This is a genomic window from Verrucosispora sp. WMMD703 (assembly GCF_049178935.1).
Classification (GTDB): domain Bacteria; phylum Actinomycetota; class Actinomycetes; order Mycobacteriales; family Micromonosporaceae; genus Micromonospora; species Micromonospora sediminimaris.
The window spans coordinates 1924285-1945316 of record NZ_JBMHMM010000004.1; the positions used below are offsets into that span (position 1 = coordinate 1924285).

The following is a 21032-nucleotide window of genomic DNA, read 5'->3' on the forward strand; positions in this document are numbered from 1 at the left end:
GTCAGGCTCGGCTGGAGATCTGCTGCACCGCCCAGGCGTTGCCGTCGGGGTCGGTGAAGAAGACGAAGCCGACATTGTCCAATGGCTCCGGCACCGGACGCGGATTCTCGCCGAGCACCTGGATCTCGCTCACCTCGACGCCGCGTTCGAGTAGTTCGGCGCGGGCCTTGGCGAGGTCCGGTACGACGAGTTGCAGGCCCTTCAGTGATCCCGGTGGCATCTGCGGCACGGCGCCCTTGCCGATGACGATCGAGCAGCCCGACCCGGGTGGGGTCAACTGCACGATGCGTACGTCGTCGCCGATCACGGTGTCGTGGTCGACGGCGAAACCGAGTTGGTCGGCGTAGAAGGCCTTGGCCCGGTCCACGTCGGAGACCGGTACGACCACGACTTCCAGCGTCCAGTTCATTGCTGTCCTCCTGTTCTCGTCGCCAGCAGTCCGGCGAGGCGGGTGAAGCTTTCGGTGATCCCACGGACCATCGGGTACCGCAGGGCGACGTCGCGTCCCTCGGGGGTGGCGTAGCGCAGCGTGGTGGTGACGGTGGTCCGCCCGGCGAGCTCGGTGAACGTGTGGCTGACCAGGGTGTCGCCGGGGTACGACTGGTCGTCGAAGCGTTCGGTGCAGACGAGCCGGTGCGGAGCGGTGATCTCCCGATAGACCCCGCGTTGGACCATCCGCTGCCCGTCCGGGCCCTGCGACTCGAACCGCCAGCGCCCGCCGACCCGCAGGTCGACCTCGCAGCCGACCAGCTGCCAGCCGCGTGCGCCGTACCAACGGACGATCAGGTCAGGACGGGTGAAGGCGGCGAACACGAGCCGCGCCGGTGCTTCGAAGACCCGGCTCAGCACGATCTCCCGATCGCCCGGCGTGTCGACCACCAGATGGTCGTCGATCACGATGCCGCACCACCGTCCGGCGTTGCGGTGCCGGGTTGCCCTTCCTCGACCGAGCGCAGCTCGTCGAGCAGGGTGTCGAGGCGCTGGTAACGCTCGGCCCAGTGCTCGCGGTAGGCGGCGAGCCAGGCGGTGGCCGCACGCAGCGGCGCGGCTTCGAGGCGGCATGGACGTCGTTGGGCGTCTCGTCCCCGGCTGACCAGTCCGGCACGTTCCAGCACGCGCAGGTGTTTGGAGACGGCCGGTTGACTCATCGCGAAGGGTGCGGCGAGTTCGGTGACGGTTGCCTCGCCGGCCGCCAGCCGGGCGAGTATGGCGCGCCGGGTGGGGTCGGCGAGAGCGGCGAAGGTGGCGTCCAAGTCAGTGAGCACTTCATATAACCTTCCGGTTTGATAACCAAAAGGTTTCTATCGGCTTGGCGTCCGCACGTCAAGGGGGCGCGCACGCATCGGCCCCGGCGAACCGCCGGGGCCGATGGTCGAACGCTCAGCTCAGCAGGCGTACGCCTCCAACCGCTGCGCCCGCTCCGGGGCACGCAGCTTGAGCAGGGTCACCTTCTCGATCTGCCGGATCCGTTCCCGGGAGAGGCCGAACTCCCGGCCCACCTCGTCCAGGGTGCGTTGCCGACCGTCGTCGAGGCCGAACCGCAACCGGATCACGGCCTGCTCCCGCTGCGAGAGCGTGGCCAGCACGATGCTCACCTCGTTGCGCAGTTCGCCAGCGGCGGCGGCGTCGCCGGGCCCCGCGGCCGGATCGACGGCGGCGACGAAGTCACCGAGGGCGCTCTCACCGTCCTCGCCGACAGCCTGGTCCAGACTCACCGGCTCCCGGTCGTACGAGATCAGCTCGATCACCTGGAACTCCGGCACGTCGAGCGCGCGGGCCACCTCGGCGACCGTGGGCTCCCGACCCAGCGACACCGTCAGCTCACGCCGGGCGCGGACCATCCGGTTCACCTGCTCGACCATGTGGACGGGGATGCGGATGGTGCGGGCCTGGTCGGCCATGGCGCGGGTGATGGCCTGTCGGATCCACCAGGTGGCGTAGGTGGAGAACTTGTAGCCCTTGGTGTAGTCGAACTTCTCGACGGCGCGGATGAGGCCGAGGTTGCCTTCCTGGATGAGGTCGAGGAAGGCCATGCCCCGACCGGTGTACCGCTTGGCGATGCTCACCACCAGGCGCAGGTTCGCCTCCAGCAGGTGGTTCTTGGCGGCCCGGCCCTGCCGCGCGACCAGTTCCAGATCGGCGCGCAGTTCCTCCGAGACCGGTACGCAGGTGCTGAGCTTCTCCTCGGCGAACAGGCCGGCCTCGATCCGCTTCGCCAGGTCCACCTCCTGCACGGCGGTGAGTAGCTTGGTCCGACCAATTCCGTTGAGATATGCCCGGACCAGGTCGGTGGAGACGCCGCGCTCGTCGGTGGCGTCCAGGTCGGTCAGGGTGTCCACGCCGTGCTCCGCCTCGGTGCCGGCGTGCGTGCGGTGCTCCGTCATCTGCTGAGCCATCTCAGTCTCCCCGTGTCCACGTCCGTGCCGTGTCCGCCGGCCTGATGCGCCGGTGACAAACAGCTTGGCCGTCGGGGCGTAAAACGGGAGTGAGGCGATCGGGGAACCGACAGTCTGTGAGCGACCGTCGGGAAATCGCCCGGGTTGCCCGACGGTCGTTGAGTCGGCACTCGGCGACGCGGTGGCCCGGCGGTTCGGCCGGCTCGGCTTGTTGGCGCCGGTTACCGTGCCAGCGGTCGGCTGTCGGGCCGGCCTACCTGCCCGGGTGCCGGGCGATCGAGCGACGGAGGCAATCGTGGTGTTCAAACGGCTCATGCAGGCGATGGGAGTCGGTGGTCCGTCGGTGGAGACGGTGCTGTCGAATCCGAACTGCCGGCCGGGCGGCCACCTGGAGGGCAGCATCGCGGTCACCGGCGGTGACCATGGAGTCGACGTGTCCTACGTGGCCCTGGGGCTGCTGACCCGGGTGGAGGTGGAGAGCGGCGACAATGAGTACGCCACCAACCAGGAGTTCCAGCGGCAGCAGGTCACCGGCCCGTTCCGGCTGGAAGCGGGGCAGCGCTACGACATCCCGTTCCGGTTCGAGGTGCCGTGGGAGACCCCGCTCACCGAGCTGTACGGGCAGCACCTGCACGGGATGACGATGGGTCTGCGTACCGAACTGGAGGTGGCGCGCGCCGTCGACAAGGGCGACCTGGACGCGGTGGCGGTGCACCCGTTGCCGGCCCAGGAGCGCCTGCTGGATGCGCTGCTGCGGCTCGGTTTCCGGTTCGCGCGAGCGGACGTGGAGCGCGGGCACATCTACGGTGTCCACCAGACGTTGCCGTTCTACCAGGAGATCGAGTTCTACCCGCCGCCGCAGTACGCGGGCGCGATGAAGCAGCTGGAGGTCACGTTCGTCACCGACCCCCGGCACGTGCAGGTGGTGTTGGAGCTGGACAAGCGGGGTGGGTTGTTCACCGAGGGCCGCGACGTCTTCGGTCGCTTCGCCGTCGAGCACGCCTCGGCGGCCAACACCGACTATGCCGCCCAGCTCGACGGCTGGCTGCGTCAGTCGCTGCAACGCCGCGGCCTCTTCGGCTGAACTCCGCGATCCCGCGCCGTACCTCAGTGCCAGTTGCTGATCTGCACGTCGTGCGGCGCGGGCTCGCCCTTACCGGTCTCGACCAGTTGCTTGAGACTCATCAGGTAGATCGCCCACTTGGTGCTGCAGTGGTACATGAACTCCACCGGCTCCCGCCAACCCTCGTGGCGGAACAACACGATCGTGAAGTCGTCCTCCCGCTTCAGCCCGAAGCGGACCCGGGTGCCGATCCACTCCTCGGGGCCGTCGACGACCTCCCAGAGCACCAGCTCGGCGGGCCGGCTCTCCAGGACCTTCATGTCGAAGCCGCCCGGGATGAACCGGAACCGGAGCACACCGCCGACCTCACCGTCGCCGTCCGTGTCCGTCGTCCACCAGTTAGCGAGCCCGTCGACGGTGGTCAGGGCCGCGTACACGTCCTCGGGATCCGACGTGACGCCGACCCGGTGCAGGATGTCCAGCATTCTGGTACCTCTTCTCCTTGATGGGCGGCCCGAGTACGGGCAGGGTGAATCGCGCCGCCACGGGCATGGCGGCGATTCGTCAGGTGTGGTTCAGCTCTGCTGGTCGCGCTGGATCGCCTCGGCGATCCGCTTGATCCGTCGCAGCCGTGCGTCCCAGGTCGCGCCGACCGCCGACAGTTGCGCGACAGCGCGGGCGAGTTGTGCCTCGTCGACCTCGTAGCGGCGCTCCCGGCCGGCAGGCGTGCCGTGGACGAGTCCGACCCGGCCGAGTACGCCGAGGTGTTTGGCGACCGCCTGCCGGGTGACCGGCAGCTGCTCGCTCAGCGTGGTCGCCGTACCGCCGCCGTCAGCCAGTAGCAGGTCGAGCATCCGCCGCCGGGTCGGGTCCCCGACGGCGGACCAGAGGTCGTCGTCGACACCGACACTCATCGAGCCGACACCAGCCGGGCCACGTAGTCGACGAGGCGGGGCAGGAAGTGGTCCCAGCCGGTGACGTGGTCGCGGTAGTGCTCTTCGAGCACGGCGGCCTCCCAGCCCCGCTCCCGGAACCCGGTCTCGGTGAGACGCAGCAGCGTACCCCTGCCCGACGGGACGAGGTCGAAGGTCACCAGGAGCGAGTTGGTCGGCGTCGCGACGGCGATATCGTCGTACACCCATCGGAACGAGAAGCGCCGCGGCGGGTCGGCCGCCACCACGGTCAGCGGCATGACCTCGGTGTTGGGCGGCTCACCGAAGGAGATGGTCCCGGTGGCGCCGGGGACCGGATCGAGATCGGCGTCGTCCGGCCACCACTGCCGGAGATGTTCGGGCGCCGTGACGACCTCGTAGACCACCTCTGGTGTGGCGTCGATGTGGATCTCCCGCTCGATGCTGCCGTACTCCATGAGTTCCTCCAGACATGCAACCTGTGGTTGCGTCTGACTCTAGGGCCCGCGGTCGACATGTGCAACCACTGGTTGCGTTACAGATCCAGAAGGATGGTGCGTGGACCGACGTTGACGCTCTCCACCAGCATGTGCGCGCGGAAGCGGCCGGTCTCGACCGTTGCGCCGCGCTGGCGCAGCGCCCGCACCGTCTCATCGACGAGCGGTTCCGCCACCTCGGCCGGGGCGGCCGCAGTCCAGGTCGGCCGACGGCCCTTGCGCGCGTCGCCGTAGAGGGTGAACTGGCTCACCACGAGGATCGGCGCGGCTGCATCCGCCGCCGACCGCTCGTCATCCAGGATGCGTAACTCGTGCACCTTGCGAGCCATCGTCCGGGCGGTCTCCGGGGTGTCGGTGTGGGTCACCCCGAGCAGCACCAGCAGCCCGTCGTCGATCGCGCCGACCACCTCGCCATCGACGGTCACGCTGGCCCGGCCGACCGTCTGCACCACTGCCCGCATCAGTCGACCACCAGCGCGGGAGCGCTTACCGACCGTGCCGGCACCGGCCGCATCACGGCTGCACCGGCGCGATGAAGCCCCGCTCCACCAGGTGCGCCACGATCGGCCCGGCCGCCTCGGCCAGTTCGTCGACGGCCACGTCGTGCGCGACGGCGAGCAGTGCGAGCTGGTCACGCAGCGGCATCCGCCCGTCGGCCCCGCCCACCAGGGCCAGCACCAGCGGGTCGATCTCCTCGGTCCACCGCAGCCCGTTCGGTAGGGCGAGGACCTGTCGGTCCACCGCCCAGCCCTCGGAGCCCATCGTCGCCTCCTGACGCAGCTGAAGCCCGTCGGCGGCGCGGTAGCGGGCGGCCAACAGGCCCTCGGTGTCGCGTACGCGCAGCCAGTCCTGCCGGTCGAACCAGTCGGCGATCCGATCACCCATCGGTGGTTGCACCCGCTGGCGCAGATCCTCCACCCGCAGCACCGGGTCGTCACGGTCGCTGCGGCGCAGCGAGACGATGCCGAAGCCGATCGCTTCCACCTTGTGCGCGTCGAACCAGTCGAGCCAGTCCGCCATCCGTTGCGGGTCGGTGGCCTCCCCGACATCGGTAAGCCACAGGTTGACGTACGCCATCGGGTCGGCGACCTCGCGCTGGATGACCCAGGCGTCCAGGCCGGTGCCGGCGAACCAGCCGGCGACCCGTTCACCCCAGTCCTCGCCGGCCACGTGCACCCAGTTGGCGAGGTACTGCATGGTGCCACCCTCGGTGAGCAGGCCCGGGGCGGCGGCAGCCAGCTCGGCGCCGATCGCGTCGCCGACCCGACCGGAGTCGCGGTAGACGTGGGTGGTGGTGCCCGGCCCGACCACGAAGGGCGGGTTGCTCACCACGAGGTCGAACTGCCGGCCGGCGACCGGGGCGACCAGGTCGCCATGCAGCAACTCCCAGTCCTGGCCGTTGAGGGCGGCGGTGGTGGCGGCGAAGCGCAGCGCCCGCCGGGACACGTCGGTGGCGGTGACCCGCCGGGCGTGGGTGCCCAGGTGCAACGCCTGCACGCCCGAGCCGGTACCCAGGTCCAGCGCGCTGTCCACCGGTCGCCGTACGGCTGCGCCGATCATCGTCTGCGTCGCCCCGCCGATCCCGAGCACGTGTTCGGCGTGCAGCGGGCGGCCGGGGCGGGCGCTGGCCGGCACGTCCGCGAGAACCCACCAGTCGTCGCCGTACGGCTCCAGGTCCATGCCCATCCGCAGCCCGTCGCCGTGCCGTTCGACAAGTCCCGCGTCGAGCGCGTCGGCGAGCGGCAGCGGCGCCAGCGCGGCGGCGACCGCGGCTTCGGGCTCGGTCTGCTCGCAGATGAACACCCGGATCAGGGTGGCGAGGGGATCACGGTCGGCGGTGGCGCGCAGCGCGGCCCGGAAGTCGTTGCGGGCGACGCCGCCGGTCGCCTGCGGGCCGAGCCGTGTGGCGATGCCGTTGGCGGTGAAGGAAGCCCGGGTCAACGCGGCCCGCAGCGCTTCGACGCCGGCGGGGGAGAGCAGCATGTCGTGTCCGTCCACACCGTCATCCTGCCTGGTGAGGTCGGGTCCGGAGACCACCGCCCGTGACATTGCAAATCAATCGATGCACATCTCTGTTATATCCGTCGATCTAAGGCTAGCATTCCTCCAACTCAGTCCAGGGTGCGGACCGCCCGGCCAGAAGCCCGGTCGGCCGCCCAGGTAAGGGAGGCACGATGTCCTCAGGGTCCACCGCGCGACGGCAGCTCATCCGGGCGCTCGCCGTCGTCGCCACCGCGGCGGCCGTCTCGGCGGCCGGCACCACCGCGGCGGTCGCCGCACCCACCGGCGAGATCCGTGGCGCCGGCGCGTCGAACGCGGTCAGTGGCAGCTACCTGGTCGTCCTGCGCACCGACTCGGTTGGCGCCGCCGGTTCGTCGACGGCTCGGTCCGCCGTTCCGGACCGGGCCAGCGCCCTGGTCAGGCGGTACGGGGGCAGCGTCTCCGACACCTACAGCGCCGCGCTCACCGGCTTCGCGGCCAAGATGACCGCCACCCAGGCGGCCCGCCTCGCCGCCAACCCGGCGGTGGCCTACGTGGAGCAGGACCAGGTGGTGACCATCCAGGCGACCCAGACCAACCCGACCTGGGGCCTGGACCGCATCGACCAGCGGAACCGGCCGCTGAGCGGCACCTTCACCTACCCGAACACCGCCTCGAACGTGCGGGCGTACATCATCGACACCGGCATCCGGACGAGCCACAGCCAGTTCGGTGGCCGGGCCACCTGGGGCACCAACACCGTGGACAGCAACAACACCGACTGCAACGGTCACGGCACCCACGTCGCCGGCACGGTCGGCGGGTCGACGTACGGCGTGGCCAAGGGCGTCCGCCTGATCGCGGTGAAGGTGCTCAACTGCTCCGGCGGCGGCACCACCACCAGCGTGGTCAACGGGGTGAACTGGGTGACCGCCAACGCCGTGAAGCCGGCCGTGGCGAACATGAGCCTGGGCGGCGGTGCGAGCACCTCCATCGACAACGCGGTGCGCAACTCGATCGCCTCCGGCGTCAGCTACGCCGTCGCGGCGGGCAACTCCAGCGCCAACGCCTGCAACTACTCGCCGGCCCGGACCTCGACCGCGATCACCGTCGGCTCGACCACCAGCAGCGACTCCCGGTCCTCCTTCTCCAACTACGGCTCGTGCGTGCACATCTTCGCGCCGGGGTCGAGCATCCCGTCGGCCTGGCACACCAGCAACACCGCGACCAACACCATCAGCGGTACCTCGATGGCCTCGCCGCACGTGGCCGGTGCCGCCGCTCTCGTGCTCGGCGCCAACCCGTCCTACTCGCCGGCCCAGGTCAAGAGCTACCTGGTCAACAACGCCACCACCGGCGTGGTTTCCAGCCCGGGCAGCGGTTCCCCGAACCGTCTGCTGTTCGTGGTGAACTGATCCTCGGCTGATCGACCGGCCCGGCGGACGGTGCGAACCGACCCGCCGGGCCGAGTCGCGTCCTCGGTGCGCTGGCCGGTTCGCCGCGCTGGCCGCGGTCACCGCCAGCGCCGGCCCGGACCCGGTTCGGGTCGAGCTGGGTGTCAGTGCACGTCGCGGCCTCGCGTACGGGCAGGATGAGGGTATGACGCTCGTACTGCCCATCGACCCGGAGGCGAACCAGCTGCTGGCCCGCGACCCGCTGGCCCTACTCGTCGGCATGGTGCTCGACCAGCAGGTCTCGATGGAGAAGGCATTCTCTTCGCCGTACGTGCTGGCCCAGCGGCTCGGACACGACCTGGACGCCCGGGAGCTGGCCGACTTCGATCCGGAGGCCCTGGTGGCCATCTTCGCCCAGCCACCCGCGCTGCACCGCTTTCCCAAGGCGATGGCGGCCCGCGTGCAGGAGGTGTGCCGGGTGTTGGTCGAGCGCTACGACGGCGATGCCGCCCGGCTCTGGATGGGTCCGGCCGACGGTCGTGAGCTGCTTGGGCGACTCACCGCCCTGCCCGGATTCGGCCGGCAGAAGGCTCAGATCTTCCTCGCGCTGCTCGGTAAGCGGTTCGGGGTGCAGCCACCGGGCTGGCGGGAGGCGGCCGGCCACTACGGCGATCCGGAGGCCCATCGGTCCGTCGCCGATGTGACCGATGCCGAGTCACTGCGCCTCGTTCGGGAGTACAAACAGCAGGTGAAGGCGGCGGCGAAGGCGGGCGCGCGGGCGGACTGACTGACCGGGCTGCCTCCGACGATGGCAGGGGGCGGTCGATGGCGCAGCGGGGCGGCGCGCTGCTGCGTGGTGGTAACGGAGCGTCGCGGGCCACCTTCCTGGAACTCTTTCTCGACCTGGCCTTCGTCTTCGCCCTGACCCGGGTCTCGGTTCGCTACATCGACGAGGTCGAGCACGGGCTGACCGTGCTGGGTTTCCTGGAGACCCTGATCCTGTTTCTCGCCCTGTGGCACGTCTGGACATTGATCACCTGGGTCACCAGCCGGTACGACCCGGACGCCCTGACGATCCAGTTCGTCGTGGTCGCGACGATGTTCGGCGGCCTGGTGATGGCCGTCACCCTGCCCCGGGGGTTCGAGGAGCGGGCGCTGGCGTTCGTCGTGGCCTACCTGGTGACGGTGATCGGCCGCCCGTTGCTGATCGCCGCCGTGCTGGGGCGGCATCCGCGCCGTACCGTGCCGTGGCGACTGGCCGCCTGGGCGGCGGTGGCGGGGGTGTTCTGGCTGGCCGGTGCGCTCGGCCCCACCGACCTGCGGTTCGGGCTGTGGGCGCTGGCCATCACCATCGACCTGGCCGGATACCTGCTGGGTTGGCCGGTGCCCGGGCTCGGCCGGGCGCCGGTCTCGGCCTGGCGGATCGCCGGCGAGCACATGGCGGAGCGCTACCAGCAGATCTTTCTCATCGCGTTGGGCGAGACGATCCTGGTCATCGGGATCACCTACAGCGGCGAGGGATTCGGCTGGTTGGCGGCGGCGGCCTTCACGGTCGCCTTCCTCACCACCGCGCTGCTCTGGCGGATCTACTTCCACCGGGCCGGGCACCTGCTCGTCGAGGCGCTGCGGATGGCCCGGTCGCCCGGTCGGCTCGGTGCCTCCGCCTCGACCACGCACCTGGTCATGGTGCTCGGCGTGCTGCTCACCGGAGTGGGTTACGAGTTGGTCATCGTGAAGCCGTTCGACCGGGTCGAGCCGGCCTGGCTGATCTTCGTCGTCGGAGGGCCGGTCCTGTTTCTGCTGGGTCGGACCCGTTTCGAGTACGAGATCTTCGCCCGGGTCTCCCGCCGACGGGTGCTGATGATGCTCGTGCTGGTCGGGTCCGCCCCACTGCTCCTGCTCGGCACGCCGATGCTGGCGCTGTCCGTGGTCGCCGGTGGGCTGGCCGTGGTGGCCGTCGTGGACGGGTTGCGGGCTCGTGACCAGCCGATGGAGCCGTCAGCCTCCCCGCTGGACCGCCCGGATCCGGGCGAGGCCAACTTCCCGACCTGACCCGCGCCCCACGGACCGCCGGGTGGGCTCGGCGCGGGGCGCCCGGGGTGGTTGCGGATTCCGTCAGGCGGCGCTCGGATGGGCCAGGGAGGCGATGGCCCGCCGGACGTCGGCCAGCGAGACGGTCGGCGAGTCGTCCAGGTCGGCCAGGCCCGCCTCGATCCACTGCCGCATCAGCGTCGTCACGCCGATGCCCCGGGCGTCGGCGGCGGCTCGGACCCGTTCGTACGTCTCCAGTGGCAGCCGGACCGACCGGCTGATCATCGGGGTCTCGGTGTCGGGGGCGGGCAGCCCCACCGCCTGGCTCTCGTCGATCAGATCGGCGATCCGGTCGCCGCCGCCGTGGAACTGCTTGATCGCGTCGTGACGGTCCATCGTCACCGCCTCCTCGTCTCCGGAGAATTCCGCACGGCCTCGTCGTAGCGTTTGGCCTCGACGTCGCTCAACTCGCGGGCGGAGAGGACGTCCCAGTCGTTGTCGGCGCCGTCGGTCTCGGCCAGCAGCACCGCCACCCGGCGTCCGCGGGCGGTGGGGGCGTAGACCACCATCACGTCGTCGCCGAGGTGGCGGATCACCCGCCGGCCGCTGTGCAGCGCCTCCCAGACTTCCCCCGGCGTGACGTCGTAGACCCGCAGATTGGCCAGCGCCTCGTCGGTGAAGCTGAACCTGCTGCCCACGTGGCGAGCGTACCACGGGCGTAACACGAAATTCGGGGGTGACGAACCTCGTCGCTCACCCGGTCAGAGTGACAAGATGGAGTGCGACCCCTCCGGAGGAGGTACCACGGGTGAAGCGTCAGGCTTACCAGCCGATTCTCATCACCGACGCCTCCCGCAGCCAGGATGATCAACTGACCAGCCGGCAGCGGCGTTACGTCGTGATGATGGGTGTCCGCGTCGCCTGCGTGATCGTCGGCGCGATCCTGGTCGGCGTGGGGGCACCACTGCTCTGGCTCTGGCTGCCCCTGGTCGCGCTGGGCATGGTGCTCATCCCGTGGCTTGCGGTGCTGCTGGCCAACGACCGGCCGCCCAAGGAGCGCCACCGCCTCGCCAACCGCTTCTCGGCCCGTTCGGCCACCGAGGCGGCACCGCCCCCGATGAGCCTCGCCGCCGAGGAGCGGCCATACAAGATCATCGACGCCGAGCCCTGACCCGCCCCGCGCTCAACGAGCCGGTCGGGCACCGACCTGCGCCACCGCCGCGGCACCGAGATCGGCGGCCCGGGCCAGCGCGGCATCGGGCCTCGCCCCGGCCAGCCAGGCGCTCAGCAGGCCCGCCGCGAAGGCGTCACCCGCCCCGGTCACGTCCCGCACCGCCACCCGGTGCGCCGACGAGGTGACGATCGCGTCGTCGCGGTCGACCCAGACCGCACCGGCACCGCCGCGCTTGACCACCACCCGGCGGGCCACGGCGACAAGAGCCCTGGCCTGTGCCGCCGGTTCCAGCCTTCCGGCCAGCACGGTGGCCTCGTCGACGTTCACCAGCAACAGGTCGACCTCGCGTACCCAGCCCAGGAAGGCCGACTTCCCGACGGCCCGCAGCGGTGCCGCGGAGGCCGCGTCGACACTCGTGGTGAGGCCGCGTTCGCGCGCGCCGGCCAGCGCCCGCAGGCCAGCCGGTCGGGAGTCCGGGTCCAGCAGGGTGTACCCGGACAGGTGCAGGTGCGTGGCGTCCGGCGCACCGTCCAACGCCGCGTCCACGTGGTCGGGACGCAGCAGTACGTTCGCCCCACGCTCGGTGACCATGGTGCGCTCGTCGCCGGCCGCCAGCACGATCACCGTGCCGGTGGCGGCCCCGACGATCCGCTGTACCGCGCAGTCGACCCCGGCGCTGATCAACTCCGTCACCCGGTCGCGGCCGGCGTCATCGTCACCGACCGCACCCACCAGGGTCACCGCTACTTCCTCGGCCGCCAGCCAGGACGCGGTGTTGGCCGCCTGCCCACCTCCGGTGGACCTGATCGCCGCCGGGGTGTCGGATCCGGGTGCCAACGGTCCGGCGAGCACCGCCACCACGTCCGTGACCACGTCACCGACGACCAGGACGCGGCCGGTCTCGGCTCGGCCCACCCCGCTGCCGTTTTCGGTCACCCCGGTCACGCCGAGGGGTCGGCCCGGCGCTGGGCGGCGGCGACCGCGATCCGGGCGGCCAGGTCGGCGTTGCGCAGGATGATCCGGACGTTGACCGCCAGGCTGGCACCCTGCGTCGCGGAGTGGAAATGGGCCAGCAGGTACGGCGTGACGGCCTTGCCGGTGACCCCGTCGCGCTCCAACAGGGCGAGACCCTCGGTGAGCGTACGGTCGTGCAGGTCCGGGTCGAGTTGCTCATCGGTGGGCAGCGGGTTGGCGACGATCAGCCCACCGTGGTGTGCGCGGTGCTGCTCGCGGGCGGCCAGCACATCGGCGACCAGTTCGGGGGATTCGACCGACCAGTCCAGGTCGAAGCCGCCGTCGGTGATGAAGAAGCCCGGGAACCGGCGGGTCCGGTAGCCCACCACAGCCACCCCGAGGGTCTCCAGCCGTTCCAGGGTGGCGCCGACGTCGAGGATCGACTTCACCCCGGCACAGACCACCGCGATCGGCGTACGGGCCAGGGTGACCAGGTCGGCGGACTCGTCGAAGGTCTGCGCCGCCTCGCGGTGCACCCCGCCCAACCCGCCGGTGGCGAACACGCCGATGCCTGCCGCGGCCGCTACGGCGCTGGTCGCCGCCACGGTGGTCGCACCGTCCGCGCCGGTGGCGGCGGCCACTGCGAGATCGCGTACGGAGAGTTTGGTCACCCCGTCGGCAGTGGCCAGCCGGGTCAGCTCGGCGTCGTCGAGCCCCACCACGAGTTCACCGGCGACCATGCCGATGGTGGCCGGCACCGCACCGGCGTCCCGAACGGCCTGTTCGATCTGCCGGGCCACCCGGAGATTGTCCGGCCGGGGCAGGCCGTGCGAGACGATGGTGCTCTCCAGAGCGACCACGGGCCCCTGCTCGCGCAGCGCCCGGGCCACTTCGGTGCCGTAGCGAAGATGAAAGTCGGTCACAATCGCTCACCGTACGCCCGCCACCCGGGTCACCTCAGGTGGACCGGGTGAGGGTGACCTGCCAAACTTGTCGGTTGGAGGTGCAGACGTGAGTACACAGATCCTCGAGCGTCCCGAGCTGAAGGACGCCGACACCGGTCCGGAGATGTTCCACTACGTCCGGAAGGAAAAGATCGCCGAAAGTGCCGTCATGGGCACCTTCGTCGTGGCGCTGTGCGGGGAGACGTTCCCGGTGACGAAGACGCCGAAACCGGGTTCGCCGGTCTGCCCGAAGTGCAAGGAGATCTACGACTCGTACCGCGAGTGACCCCCTCGGCCCGCCCGGCGGCCCGCGTAACCTTCGGCGGTGACCACCTCCACCGCCCTTCTCCTGGCTGACCTGGCCGGGGTCGCGGTCTTCGCCGCCTCGGGAGCCTCCGCGGCGGTGGCCAAACGGCTCGACCTCTTCGGCGTGGTCTTTGTCGGCTTCGTCGCCGCCCTCGGCGGCGGGATCGTACGGGACCTGGTCATCGACGAGGTCCCGCCGCTGGCCTTCGCCGACTGGCGCTACGCGGGCACCGCCGCCGTGACCGCCGCGGCGATCTTCTGGCTGCATCCGCAGTTCGCCCGGCTGCGCACCACCGTCCTGGTGCTGGATGCGGCCGGGCTCGGCCTGTTCACCGTCGCCGGCACCCTCAAGGCCCTCGACGCCCAGGTCCCGGCGGTCGGCGCCTGCCTGATCGGCATGATCACCGCGATCGGTGGCGGACTCGTCCGCGACCTGCTCACCGGCGAGATCCCGGTGGTACTGCGGCGGGAGATCTACGCCGTCGCGTCGCTCGTCGGTTCGATCGTGGTGGTGCTCCTGTACGGCCTCGGCCACACCGGGCCGATCCCGCTCACCGCCGCCGTGGTGCTGGTCTTCGGCGTACGCCTGGTGGCCCTGCGTCGGCGCTGGTCGGCGCCGGTGGCGACGGTGCGACCGCCGCGCACCGGCCTGCCGGGGCCGCCGCCGGGCTGAGCCCGCAGTGGCGAACGGCACCCGGGTGACGGGTGTGGCGTCGCGTGGGCGGCCCGGCGGCCGCTGGTTATGCTGAGTCGGCCTTCGCGGCTCGGCTGCGCGGAGGCATTTTCGTGGGGCGACCGCCGTGCCCCTCGGCCCGGGTCCGCCGGCCTGCGGCCGGGACATCCCGTGGCCGGAGAGGAGCGAACGCGTGGCAGTCCGGACGCCGGCGCTTGAGACGTTCCCGCCCCTGCGCTCCTGGCAGCGCAAGGCTCTGGTGGAGTACCTGCGCCGTCGGGCTGAAGACTTCACCGCGGTCGCCACCCCGGGGGCCGGAAAGACCACATTCGCCCTGCGGATCGCCGCCGAACTGCTCGCCGACGGCAGCGTCGAGGCGGTCACCGTGGTCGCGCCGACCGAGCACCTGAAGACGCAGTGGGCCGAGGCGGCGGCCCGGGTGGGCATCCAACTCGACGCCGCGTTCCGCAACGCCGACCTGCACTCCTCGGCGGACTTCCACGGTGCCGTGGTGACCTACGCACAGGTCGGGATGGCACCACACGTGCACCGGCGGCGCACCATGACCCGACGGACCCTGGTCATCCTCGACGAGATCCACCACGCCGGTGACTCACGCACCTGGGGTGACGGGGTGAAGGCGGCCTTCGAGCCCGCGGTGCGCCGGCTGATGCTGACCGGTACGCCCTTCCGGTCCGACGACAACCCGATCCCGTTCGTCAGCTACGAACGGGGCGGCGACGGCCTGTTGCGCTCCCGGGCCGACTCGGTCTACGGCTACAGCGACGCGCTGCGTGACGGCGTGGTGCGGCCGGTGCTGTTCCTGGCGTACTCGGGGGAGACCCGGTGGCGGACCAACGCCGGGGAGGAACTGGCGGCTCGCCTGGGCGAGCCGATGACGCAGGATCTCATCGCCCAGGCGTGGCGTACCGCCCTGGACCCGGCCGGCGACTGGATGCCGCAGGTGCTGCGGGCGGCGGATGCCCGGCTGACCGTGCTGCGGGAGGCGGGCATGCCCGACGCGGGCGGCCTCGTCATCGCCAGTGACCAACAGGCGGCCCGCTCGTACGCCAAACTCATCGAGCAGGTCACGGGGGAGCGGGCGGCCGTCGTACTCTCCGACGACGCGGGTGCCTCGGCCCGGATCGCGACGTTCGCGGCGTCCGAGCAACGGTGGCTGGTTGCGGTACGAATGGTCTCCGAAGGCGTCGACATCCCCCGGCTGGCCGTTGGTGTGTACGCGACAAGTGCCAGCACCCCGCTGTACTTCGCGCAGGCGATCGGGCGTTTCGTCCGGGCCCGGCGCCCGGGGGAGACCGCGTCGGTCTTCCTGCCCAGCGTGCCGCACCTGCTCGGGCTGGCCAGCGAGATGGAGGCCGAGCGCGACCACGTGCTCGGCAAGCCCAAGGACCGCGAGGGCTTCGACGACGAGTTGCTGGACCGGGCCCAGCGCGACGAGCAGGCCAGCGGCGAACTGGAGAAGCGTTTCGCCGCGCTGTCCGCCACCGCCGAGCTGGACCAGGTGATCTTCGACGGTGCCTCGTTCGGTACGGCGGCCCAGGCCGGCACCCCCGAGGAGGAGGAGTACCTGGGCCTGCCCGGGCTGCTCACCTCGGAACAGGTGGCGTCGTTGCTCGCCAAGCGGCAGGCCGATCAGCTCGCCGCCCAGCGACGTCGGGCGACCGAGCGGCGGACGGAATCCGCAGCGCCGGCGTCCGCTCCGCCGGCACCGATGAGCGCCGCTCAGCGCCGGGTGGCGCTACGCCGCCAGCTCAACGCCCTAGTCGCCGCCCAGCACCACCGCACCGGCCAGCCACACGGAAAGATCCACGCTGAGCTGCGCCGCATCTGCGGCGGTCCCCCGAGCGCCCAGGCCACCATCGAGCAACTAGAAGAACGCATAGCCACCGTCCAAACCCTCTAACAGCCCACCCATGCCACTGGCGCGTTGATCAAGAAGTTTTGGTCGCCGCCACGCGGTTTTCGTGACGCAAACTTCTTGATCGACGCGGGTGGTCGGGTGGGGTGGGGGTGGGGTGGGTGGGGTCCGGGTATGGGTGAAGCCGGCCGGAGACATCCTGGGGATGTCTCCGGCCGGCTTTATGTCGGGTTTGCTGAGCCCTCAGTTGGCCATCAGGTCAGCGCCGCGCCAGGTGAACTCCGGGTCCGTCGCGTACCGTACGGTGATCTTGACGAGATCCTCGGCGTACTTGTTGGCGTGGTGCCCACAGAACACCAGCTCACTGCCACCCGCCAGGGTGATCCGGAGCTTGCCGGCGGCATTGCAGCGGTCGCACCGTTCATCGGCGGCCGGGGGGCTCACCGTCTCGGGCGGCGGCGTGAGGGTCGGGGTCATCGCCTTCCTCCTCTGGTCGTCACCGATGAACACTCTCTTCGGTCTTGGTCACCTATCGTGCAACACCCTTGTCGGGCCTCGCCTTCCCTGTGTGCCCGCGGGGGACCGAGGTCACACCTGGCACGGACAGTGTGCCGTGCACCCAGGGTGCCACGTCAACGATCACATTCGTGCAACCACCTGATCACCATCCGACGTTGTACGCCAGGTGATCAAAACGGCACGATCGGTTGACGGATGCTGATCAGTCGAGGTAGTCGCGGAGCACCTGGGAACGGGAGGGATGCCGAAGCTTGGACATCGTCTTGGACTCGATCTGCCGGATCCGCTCGCGGGTCACTCCGTAGACCTGGCCGATCTCGTCCAGGGTACGCGGCTGGCCGTCGGTGAGCCCGAACCGCAGACGTACCACACCCGCCTCACGCTCGGACAACGTCTGCAGCACCTGCTGGAGTTGGTCCTGAAGCAGGGAGAACGAGACCGCGTCGACGGCGACCACCGCCTCCGAGTCCTCGATGAAGTCACCGAGCTGGCTGTCGCCCTCGTCGCCGATGGTCTGGTCGAGCGAGATGGGCTCCCGGGCGTACTGCTGGATCTCCAGCACCTTCTCCGGTGTGATATCCATCTCCTTGGCCAACTCCTCCGGAGTGGGCTCACGGCCGAGATCCTGGAGCAGCTCGCGCTGGATCCGACCCAGCTTGTTGATCACCTCGACCATGTGGACGGGGATGCGGATGGTGCGGGCCTGGTCGGCCATGGCGCGGGTGATGGCCTGTCGGATCCACCAGGTGGCGTAGGTGGAGAACTTGTAGCCCTTGGTGTAGTCGAACTTCTCGACGGCGCGGATGAGGCCGAGGTTGCCTTCCTGGATGAGGTCGAGGAAGGCCATGCCCCGGCCCGTGTACCGCTTGGCCAGCGAGACGACCAGGCGGAGGTTCGCCTCCAGGAGGTGGTTCTTGGCCCGCTCGCCGTCCCGGGAGATCCACAGCAGGTCGCGCTGCATGTCCCGGACGAGCTTCTCCTCGCCCTCGTCGGCGGCCCGCAGACGTTCCGCGGCGTAGAGCCCGGCCTCGATCCGCTTGGCCAGCTCCACCTCCTGCTCGGCGTTGAGCAGCGGAACCTTACCGATCTGCTTGAGGTACGCCCGGACCGAGTCCGCCGAAGCGGTCAGCTCGGCGTCCCGACGCGCCTGCTTGAGCGCCTCGGACTCCTCGTCGTCCCACTCGAAGTCGTTGTCGGTGGCGGAGTTCGCCGCGTCGGTCGCGGCGGCCTGGGCCAGCTCCGCCGGCTCCTCGACCACGACGTCCTCGATCTCGGCGGCGAGTTCCTCGGGATTGACCTCGCCCTCGGCGGCCTCGCCCTCGGCACCCTTGGCCGGCTTCGCCGCGCCCGCCGCAGCGGCCACGGTGGCCTTGGTGGCCCGGGTGGACTTCTTGGCCGGCGCGGCGGCCTTGGCGGCCACTCCCGCGGTGGTGCCGGCGGCCTTGCGCGAGGTCGCCTTCCGTGGCGCCGGTGCCGGTGCCTCCTCGGCCGCGGGCGCCTGCTTCGGGGCGGGCGCGGCCGCCTTCTTGGTGGTCTTGGCGGTGGTGGCCCGGGACGCGGGGGTGGCGGACCGGGCGGCGGCGACCCGTCGGCGGGTGCTGGCCGAGCCGTCGACCACGACGGTCACCCCGGCCTCGGAGAGCGCCCGCAGGATCTTCTTGGCCTGGGCCGGAGTCACCTCGGCGGACTCGACGGTGCGCGCGAGCTGGGCCGACGTGAGCTGGCCGCCAGCGCTCTGCGCGTGGGCGATCAAGGTGTCGGTGAGCGAGCGAACGTCGGCGCCGGTCTGGCGGGGTTCTGTCACGAATGACCTTCCGGAGGCGAAGAGCGAGCACGGCCGGGATCGTCCGACGCAGCGTGGGGCACCGCGCCGGGCGATGTGGTTGAGGAACCCCCGTGTCCCGGGCCGGCCGGTTGTCGGGCGGCCCGTGGCGCGTGGGCAGGGGTGAATTGTAACGCCGTCTGCGGCGATCATCCTGCGCCGCACGGCTGATCGGCGGCCGGGACCGCCGATTCGGTGCGCTTTTGGACTTTGTAAGGATGATACCTGCGCGGAAGCCGAATACCTGGCCGTGCGGGAAGGGGACGGACATGGAGCGCTCGGCGCCACCGCCACCGCAGCTGCTGGAGATCGCGATCGAGGTGGCCCGGGGCGCGGCGGCCACCGCGTACCGGATGCGTACCGAGGGCGTCTCGGTGGCGGCGACCAAGAGCACCGTCACCGACGTGGTGACCGCTGCCGACCGGGCCGTGGAGCGACAGATCACCGACGAGCTGCGCCGGCTGCGGCCGGACGACGCGGTGCTGGGCGAGGAGTACGGCGCCGCGGTGAATGGCGACGGCCCCCGCCCCCGGGTGCGGTGGATCGTCGACCCGATCGACGGGACCGTCAACTACCTGTACGGCTTGACGCACTGCGGCGTGTCGATCGCCGCTGAGCTGGACGGCGAGGTGGTGGCGGGGGTGGTGCGGAACGTCCACACCGGCGAGGAGTGGACGGCGACCGTCGGCGGGGGAGCCTGGCGCGAGGGCCGGCGGTTGCACTGCTCCACCGAGACCGATCTCGGTCAGGCGCTGGTCGTCACCGGCTTCGGCTACGACGCCGCGCGCCGGGTCCACCAGGCCCGGGTGCTGGCCGAACTCATCCCGCACGTACGCGACATCCGCCGCCTCGGCGCCGCTGCCGTCGATCTCTGCCTGGTCGCCGAGGGGCGGGCCGACGCCTTCTACGAGAAGGGCCTGGCGGCCTGGGACCAAGCCGCCGGCGCGCTGGTGGCCACCGAGGCCGGCCTGCGGGTCGGCGGGCTCAAGGGGCTGGCTCCCGGGCCGGAGATGGTCATTGCCGCGCCGCCGACCCTGTTCGACGCGTTGCACGAGCACCTGGCCGCGTTGGACGCCTCCGGCGGTCCCTGAGGCGGCCTGGCGCCCGCTCGGCGACCGGGAGCGGGACGCGCGAGGCTGGACGCCGTCCGTCAGCAGCTGGTTCGGGACCGCACCGGTGAGCCGTCGGCCGACAGCGGGCCGACGGTCAGTTGTCGACTACGATCGGGCAGGAACCGGGCGGTGCGACCGGGGCGCCGAGGTCGCCCAGCGACTGATTGACCTCCGTGGTGGTGGCCAGCTGCTGGAAGTTGCCGCCCAGCACCACGTCGACGATGTCGTCCTCGCGCTTGGCGTTGTATTCCAGCTCGGCGTCGCCGAGGAAGTACGCCCGCAGCAGGTGCGCCGAGCCGACCCCCTTCGGGCCGTAACGCAGGACCGCCACGTCGTCGATCTTCTTCTTCTGGGTCGCTTCCTTCTGCACCTGGAAGTCGCGGTTGCGGAAGTCGTTTCCGACGTCGGCGGCCAGCCCGGGGCGATCCGTGCCGTTGAGCACGTTGATCTTGACATCCTTGTGATCGCGCAGGGTGACGTCGGCGCGTGGCCAGTCGTCCGGACAGCCCTCGCCGGCGCCGGCGTTACTCTGGGTGTCCTTGACCAGCGCCACGACCACGAAGAGCAGGGCGAGCACCGCCAGCATGCCGACGACAACGAGTGCTCGCACTCGCGCAAAGCTCATCAGGGCACTCCCGGGCATCGGTGGGTGGCAACGGCCGGCGATCGGGCCGTTCCGTCGGCCGTCGGGTACGCCGCTGAGGTTAACGGGTGTCCGACCGTCGCGTGGAAACAGTCCGACATGCCGGCGCGCCACCGGAGAACGGGGTAGTACTACCCCTATCTTCGTGTCGCCTGAGTCACATTGGGAACAACTTCCCGTGCAGGGGCGTACATCTCAGCCACGAGGGCGGTATACATGCCTCGCCCAAAGGGGGGGTAGGGTTCCGCGCTCGCCGGGAGATCCTCTGGCGGTCTGGTCCGAGCGGTCGTCGGGTCAGGTGGCCGACACAAGCGGTGGCCGGCCAGCGGAACCGAAACAGCGTCGTCCGGCGTTACAACCGGAAGCGACAACATCGAAATGGGAGAGTGAAACCGATGGCCACCGACTACGACGCCCCGCGCCGCGACGAGGTCGATCTCGGCGAGGACAGCCTGGAAGAGCTCAAGGCCCGGCGCGTCGACTCACAGTCGGGCGCCGTGGACGTCGACGAGGCCGAAGTGGCTGAGAGCTTCGAGTTGCCCGGCGCCGACCTTGCCGACGAGGAACTGACGGTCAAGGTGCTACCGATGCAGCAGGACGAGTTCCGCTGCGCCCGTTGCTTCCTGGTGCACCACCGCAGCCAACTGGCGGTGGAACGCAACGGAGAGCTGATCTGCCGAGAGTGCGTCTGACCACAGGGCGACGACCACGACCATGGCGGCGACTCCCGAGTG

The 21032-nt window shown here is 70.6% G+C and carries 26 protein-coding genes; 10 read left to right on the forward strand and 16 right to left on the reverse strand.

Annotation, left to right across the window (positions count from 1 at the left end; genetic code table 11):
* Window position 1: 1 nt before the first annotated feature.
* The 4 genes from ACN26Z_RS09435 to sigB all read right to left on the reverse strand — a co-directional run bounded on the left by ACN26Z_RS09435 (window position 2) and on the right by sigB (window position 2396).
* Window positions 2-409 (reverse strand): VOC family protein, encoded by a 408-nt coding sequence (locus ACN26Z_RS09435; protein ID WP_093410284.1) that lies wholly within the window; start codon window positions 407-409, stop codon window positions 2-4.
* Window positions 406-897 (reverse strand): SRPBCC family protein, encoded by a 492-nt coding sequence (locus ACN26Z_RS09440; protein WP_421460704.1) that lies wholly within the window; start codon window positions 895-897, stop codon window positions 406-408. The genes ACN26Z_RS09435 and ACN26Z_RS09440 overlap by 4 nt, the downstream gene beginning before the upstream one ends.
* Entirely contained in the window at window positions 894-1265 is a 372-nt protein-coding gene (locus tag ACN26Z_RS09445) for an ArsR/SmtB family transcription factor (protein ID WP_396886952.1), read from the reverse strand. Before ACN26Z_RS09445 ends, ACN26Z_RS09440 begins: the two co-directional genes overlap by 4 nt.
* A gap of 120 nt (window positions 1266-1385) precedes the next feature.
* Entirely contained in the window at window positions 1386-2396 is a 1011-nt protein-coding gene (gene sigB / locus ACN26Z_RS09450; protein WP_232511438.1) for an RNA polymerase sigma factor SigB, read from the reverse strand.
* A 295-nt stretch (window positions 2397-2691) separates the two neighbouring features.
* Here sigB and ACN26Z_RS09455 point away from each other — a divergent pair, with 295 nt between their 5' ends.
* Window positions 2692-3480, forward strand: a complete 789-nt coding sequence (locus ACN26Z_RS09455) for a sporulation protein (protein ID WP_282239585.1) — start codon at window positions 2692-2694, stop codon at window positions 3478-3480.
* A 23-nt stretch (window positions 3481-3503) separates the two neighbouring features.
* Here ACN26Z_RS09455 and ACN26Z_RS09460 read toward each other — a convergent pair whose 3' ends face one another.
* The 5 genes from ACN26Z_RS09460 to ACN26Z_RS09480 form a co-directional block, all read right to left on the reverse strand.
* Window positions 3504-3944: an SRPBCC family protein gene (locus ACN26Z_RS09460; RefSeq protein ID WP_421460705.1), complete on the reverse strand. Its 441-nt coding sequence runs from the start codon at window positions 3942-3944 to the stop codon at window positions 3504-3506.
* Between the two features lie 90 nt (window positions 3945-4034).
* Entirely contained in the window at window positions 4035-4373 is a 339-nt protein-coding gene (locus ACN26Z_RS09465; protein ID WP_093410293.1) for an ArsR/SmtB family transcription factor, read from the reverse strand.
* On the reverse strand, window positions 4370-4828 hold the full coding sequence (locus tag ACN26Z_RS09470) for an SRPBCC family protein (protein ID WP_421460706.1): 459 nt from the start codon (window positions 4826-4828) through the stop codon (window positions 4370-4372). The genes ACN26Z_RS09465 and ACN26Z_RS09470 overlap by 4 nt, the downstream gene beginning before the upstream one ends.
* Before the next feature lie 77 nt (window positions 4829-4905).
* Window positions 4906-5328, reverse strand: a complete 423-nt coding sequence (gene dtd, locus ACN26Z_RS09475) for a D-aminoacyl-tRNA deacylase (RefSeq protein WP_093410298.1) — start codon at window positions 5326-5328, stop codon at window positions 4906-4908.
* A 52-nt stretch (window positions 5329-5380) separates the two neighbouring features.
* Window positions 5381-6865 carry a DUF7059 domain-containing protein gene (locus ACN26Z_RS09480; protein ID WP_421460707.1) on the reverse strand — a complete coding sequence of 495 codons (1485 nt, stop codon included), beginning with the start codon at window positions 6863-6865 and terminating at the stop codon, window positions 5381-5383.
* 176 nt (window positions 6866-7041) lie between these two features.
* On the opposite strand from ACN26Z_RS09480, the gene ACN26Z_RS09485 reads away from it, so the two are divergent.
* The 3 genes from ACN26Z_RS09485 to ACN26Z_RS09495 all read left to right on the forward strand — a co-directional run bounded on the left by ACN26Z_RS09485 (window position 7042) and on the right by ACN26Z_RS09495 (window position 10293).
* Window positions 7042-8262 carry a S8 family peptidase gene (locus ACN26Z_RS09485; RefSeq protein WP_421460708.1) on the forward strand — a complete coding sequence of 407 codons (1221 nt, stop codon included), beginning with the start codon at window positions 7042-7044 and terminating at the stop codon, window positions 8260-8262.
* Window positions 8263-8446: 184 nt separating this feature from the next.
* Window positions 8447-9028 carry an HhH-GPD-type base excision DNA repair protein gene (locus ACN26Z_RS09490; protein ID WP_396886947.1) on the forward strand — a complete coding sequence of 194 codons (582 nt, stop codon included), beginning with the start codon at window positions 8447-8449 and terminating at the stop codon, window positions 9026-9028.
* A 38-nt stretch (window positions 9029-9066) separates the two neighbouring features.
* Complete coding sequence (locus ACN26Z_RS09495) at window positions 9067-10293, forward strand: low temperature requirement protein A (RefSeq protein ID WP_396886946.1); 1227 nt, start codon at window positions 9067-9069, stop codon at window positions 10291-10293.
* Window positions 10294-10356: 63 nt separating this feature from the next.
* Here ACN26Z_RS09495 and ACN26Z_RS09500 read toward each other — a convergent pair whose 3' ends face one another.
* On the reverse strand, window positions 10357-10668 hold the full coding sequence (locus ACN26Z_RS09500; RefSeq protein WP_396887066.1) for a hypothetical protein: 312 nt from the start codon (window positions 10666-10668) through the stop codon (window positions 10357-10359).
* Between the two features lie 2 nt (window positions 10669-10670).
* Complete coding sequence (locus tag ACN26Z_RS09505; RefSeq protein ID WP_232511440.1) at window positions 10671-10970, reverse strand: hypothetical protein; 300 nt, start codon at window positions 10968-10970, stop codon at window positions 10671-10673.
* A gap of 110 nt (window positions 10971-11080) precedes the next feature.
* On the opposite strand from ACN26Z_RS09505, the gene ACN26Z_RS09510 reads away from it, so the two are divergent.
* Window positions 11081-11443, forward strand: a complete 363-nt coding sequence (locus tag ACN26Z_RS09510) for a DUF3099 domain-containing protein (RefSeq protein ID WP_421460710.1) — start codon at window positions 11081-11083, stop codon at window positions 11441-11443.
* Window positions 11444-11455: 12 nt separating this feature from the next.
* Here ACN26Z_RS09510 and ACN26Z_RS09515 read toward each other — a convergent pair whose 3' ends face one another.
* Together ACN26Z_RS09515 and ACN26Z_RS09520 are read right to left on the reverse strand one after the other, a co-directional pair.
* Window positions 11456-12382, reverse strand: coding sequence for a carbohydrate kinase family protein (locus ACN26Z_RS09515; RefSeq protein WP_396886944.1), 927 nt, complete (start codon window positions 12380-12382; stop codon window positions 11456-11458).
* A 5-nt stretch (window positions 12383-12387) separates the two neighbouring features.
* Window positions 12388-13323, reverse strand: coding sequence for a pseudouridine-5'-phosphate glycosidase (locus ACN26Z_RS09520; RefSeq protein WP_396886943.1), 936 nt, complete (start codon window positions 13321-13323; stop codon window positions 12388-12390).
* Between the two features lie 88 nt (window positions 13324-13411).
* Between ACN26Z_RS09520 and ACN26Z_RS09525 the strand changes: the two genes are divergently transcribed.
* The 3 genes from ACN26Z_RS09525 to ACN26Z_RS09535 all read left to right on the forward strand — a co-directional run bounded on the left by ACN26Z_RS09525 (window position 13412) and on the right by ACN26Z_RS09535 (window position 16247).
* Window positions 13412-13630 (forward strand): DUF3039 domain-containing protein, encoded by a 219-nt coding sequence (locus tag ACN26Z_RS09525; RefSeq protein ID WP_093410319.1) that lies wholly within the window; start codon window positions 13412-13414, stop codon window positions 13628-13630.
* 39 nt (window positions 13631-13669) lie between these two features.
* Window positions 13670-14323, forward strand: a complete 654-nt coding sequence (locus ACN26Z_RS09530; RefSeq protein WP_093410322.1) for a trimeric intracellular cation channel family protein — start codon at window positions 13670-13672, stop codon at window positions 14321-14323.
* A gap of 193 nt (window positions 14324-14516) precedes the next feature.
* Complete coding sequence (locus ACN26Z_RS09535; protein WP_421460711.1) at window positions 14517-16247, forward strand: DEAD/DEAH box helicase; 1731 nt, start codon at window positions 14517-14519, stop codon at window positions 16245-16247.
* Window positions 16248-16445: 198 nt separating this feature from the next.
* Here ACN26Z_RS09535 and ACN26Z_RS09540 read toward each other — a convergent pair whose 3' ends face one another.
* Window positions 16446-16679, reverse strand: coding sequence for a DUF7455 domain-containing protein (locus tag ACN26Z_RS09540; RefSeq protein ID WP_093410327.1), 234 nt, complete (start codon window positions 16677-16679; stop codon window positions 16446-16448).
* 244 nt (window positions 16680-16923) lie between these two features.
* The gene (locus ACN26Z_RS09545) at window positions 16924-18525 is read right to left on the reverse strand and encodes an RNA polymerase sigma factor (RefSeq protein ID WP_210937347.1); all 1602 of its coding nucleotides are present in this window, start codon (window positions 18523-18525) and stop codon (window positions 16924-16926) included.
* A 287-nt stretch (window positions 18526-18812) separates the two neighbouring features.
* On the opposite strand from ACN26Z_RS09545, the gene ACN26Z_RS09550 reads away from it, so the two are divergent.
* Window positions 18813-19634 (forward strand): inositol monophosphatase family protein, encoded by an 822-nt coding sequence (locus ACN26Z_RS09550; RefSeq protein WP_093410333.1) that lies wholly within the window; start codon window positions 18813-18815, stop codon window positions 19632-19634.
* A gap of 115 nt (window positions 19635-19749) precedes the next feature.
* Here ACN26Z_RS09550 and ACN26Z_RS09555 read toward each other — a convergent pair whose 3' ends face one another.
* Window positions 19750-20265, reverse strand: coding sequence for a LytR C-terminal domain-containing protein (locus tag ACN26Z_RS09555; RefSeq protein ID WP_170863611.1), 516 nt, complete (start codon window positions 20263-20265; stop codon window positions 19750-19752).
* A 428-nt stretch (window positions 20266-20693) separates the two neighbouring features.
* Between ACN26Z_RS09555 and ACN26Z_RS09560 the strand changes: the two genes are divergently transcribed.
* The gene (locus ACN26Z_RS09560) at window positions 20694-20990 is read left to right on the forward strand and encodes a DUF4193 domain-containing protein (protein ID WP_007075406.1); all 297 of its coding nucleotides are present in this window, start codon (window positions 20694-20696) and stop codon (window positions 20988-20990) included.
* Window positions 20991-21032: the final 42 nt, after the last annotated feature.

Coding starts and splice junctions, on each gene's coding strand:
- ACN26Z_RS09495 (WP_396886946.1), top strand. CDS start 9,067: ATGGCGCAGCGGGGCGGCGCGCTGCTGCGTGGTGGTAACGGAGCGTCG.
- ACN26Z_RS09485 (WP_421460708.1), top strand. CDS start 7,042: ATGTCCTCAGGGTCCACCGCGCGACGGCAGCTCATCCGGGCGCTCGCC.
- ACN26Z_RS09465 (WP_093410293.1), bottom strand. CDS start 4,373: ATGAGTGTCGGTGTCGACGACGACCTCTGGTCCGCCGTCGGGGACCCG.
- ACN26Z_RS09470 (WP_421460706.1), bottom strand. CDS start 4,828: ATGGAGTACGGCAGCATCGAGCGGGAGATCCACATCGACGCCACACCA.
- ACN26Z_RS09550 (WP_093410333.1), top strand. CDS start 18,813: ATGGAGCGCTCGGCGCCACCGCCACCGCAGCTGCTGGAGATCGCGATC.
- ACN26Z_RS09460 (WP_421460705.1), bottom strand. CDS start 3,944: ATGCTGGACATCCTGCACCGGGTCGGCGTCACGTCGGATCCCGAGGAC.
- ACN26Z_RS09540 (WP_093410327.1), bottom strand. CDS start 16,679: ATGACCCCGACCCTCACGCCGCCGCCCGAGACGGTGAGCCCCCCGGCC.
- ACN26Z_RS09490 (WP_396886947.1), top strand. CDS start 8,447: ATGACGCTCGTACTGCCCATCGACCCGGAGGCGAACCAGCTGCTGGCC.
- ACN26Z_RS09560 (WP_007075406.1), top strand. CDS start 20,694: ATGGCCACCGACTACGACGCCCCGCGCCGCGACGAGGTCGATCTCGGC.
- sigB (WP_232511438.1), bottom strand. CDS start 2,396: ATGGCTCAGCAGATGACGGAGCACCGCACGCACGCCGGCACCGAGGCG.
- dtd (WP_093410298.1), bottom strand. CDS start 5,328: ATGCGGGCAGTGGTGCAGACGGTCGGCCGGGCCAGCGTGACCGTCGAT.
- ACN26Z_RS09435 (WP_093410284.1), bottom strand. CDS start 409: ATGAACTGGACGCTGGAAGTCGTGGTCGTACCGGTCTCCGACGTGGAC.
- ACN26Z_RS09500 (WP_396887066.1), bottom strand. CDS start 10,668: ATGGACCGTCACGACGCGATCAAGCAGTTCCACGGCGGCGGCGACCGG.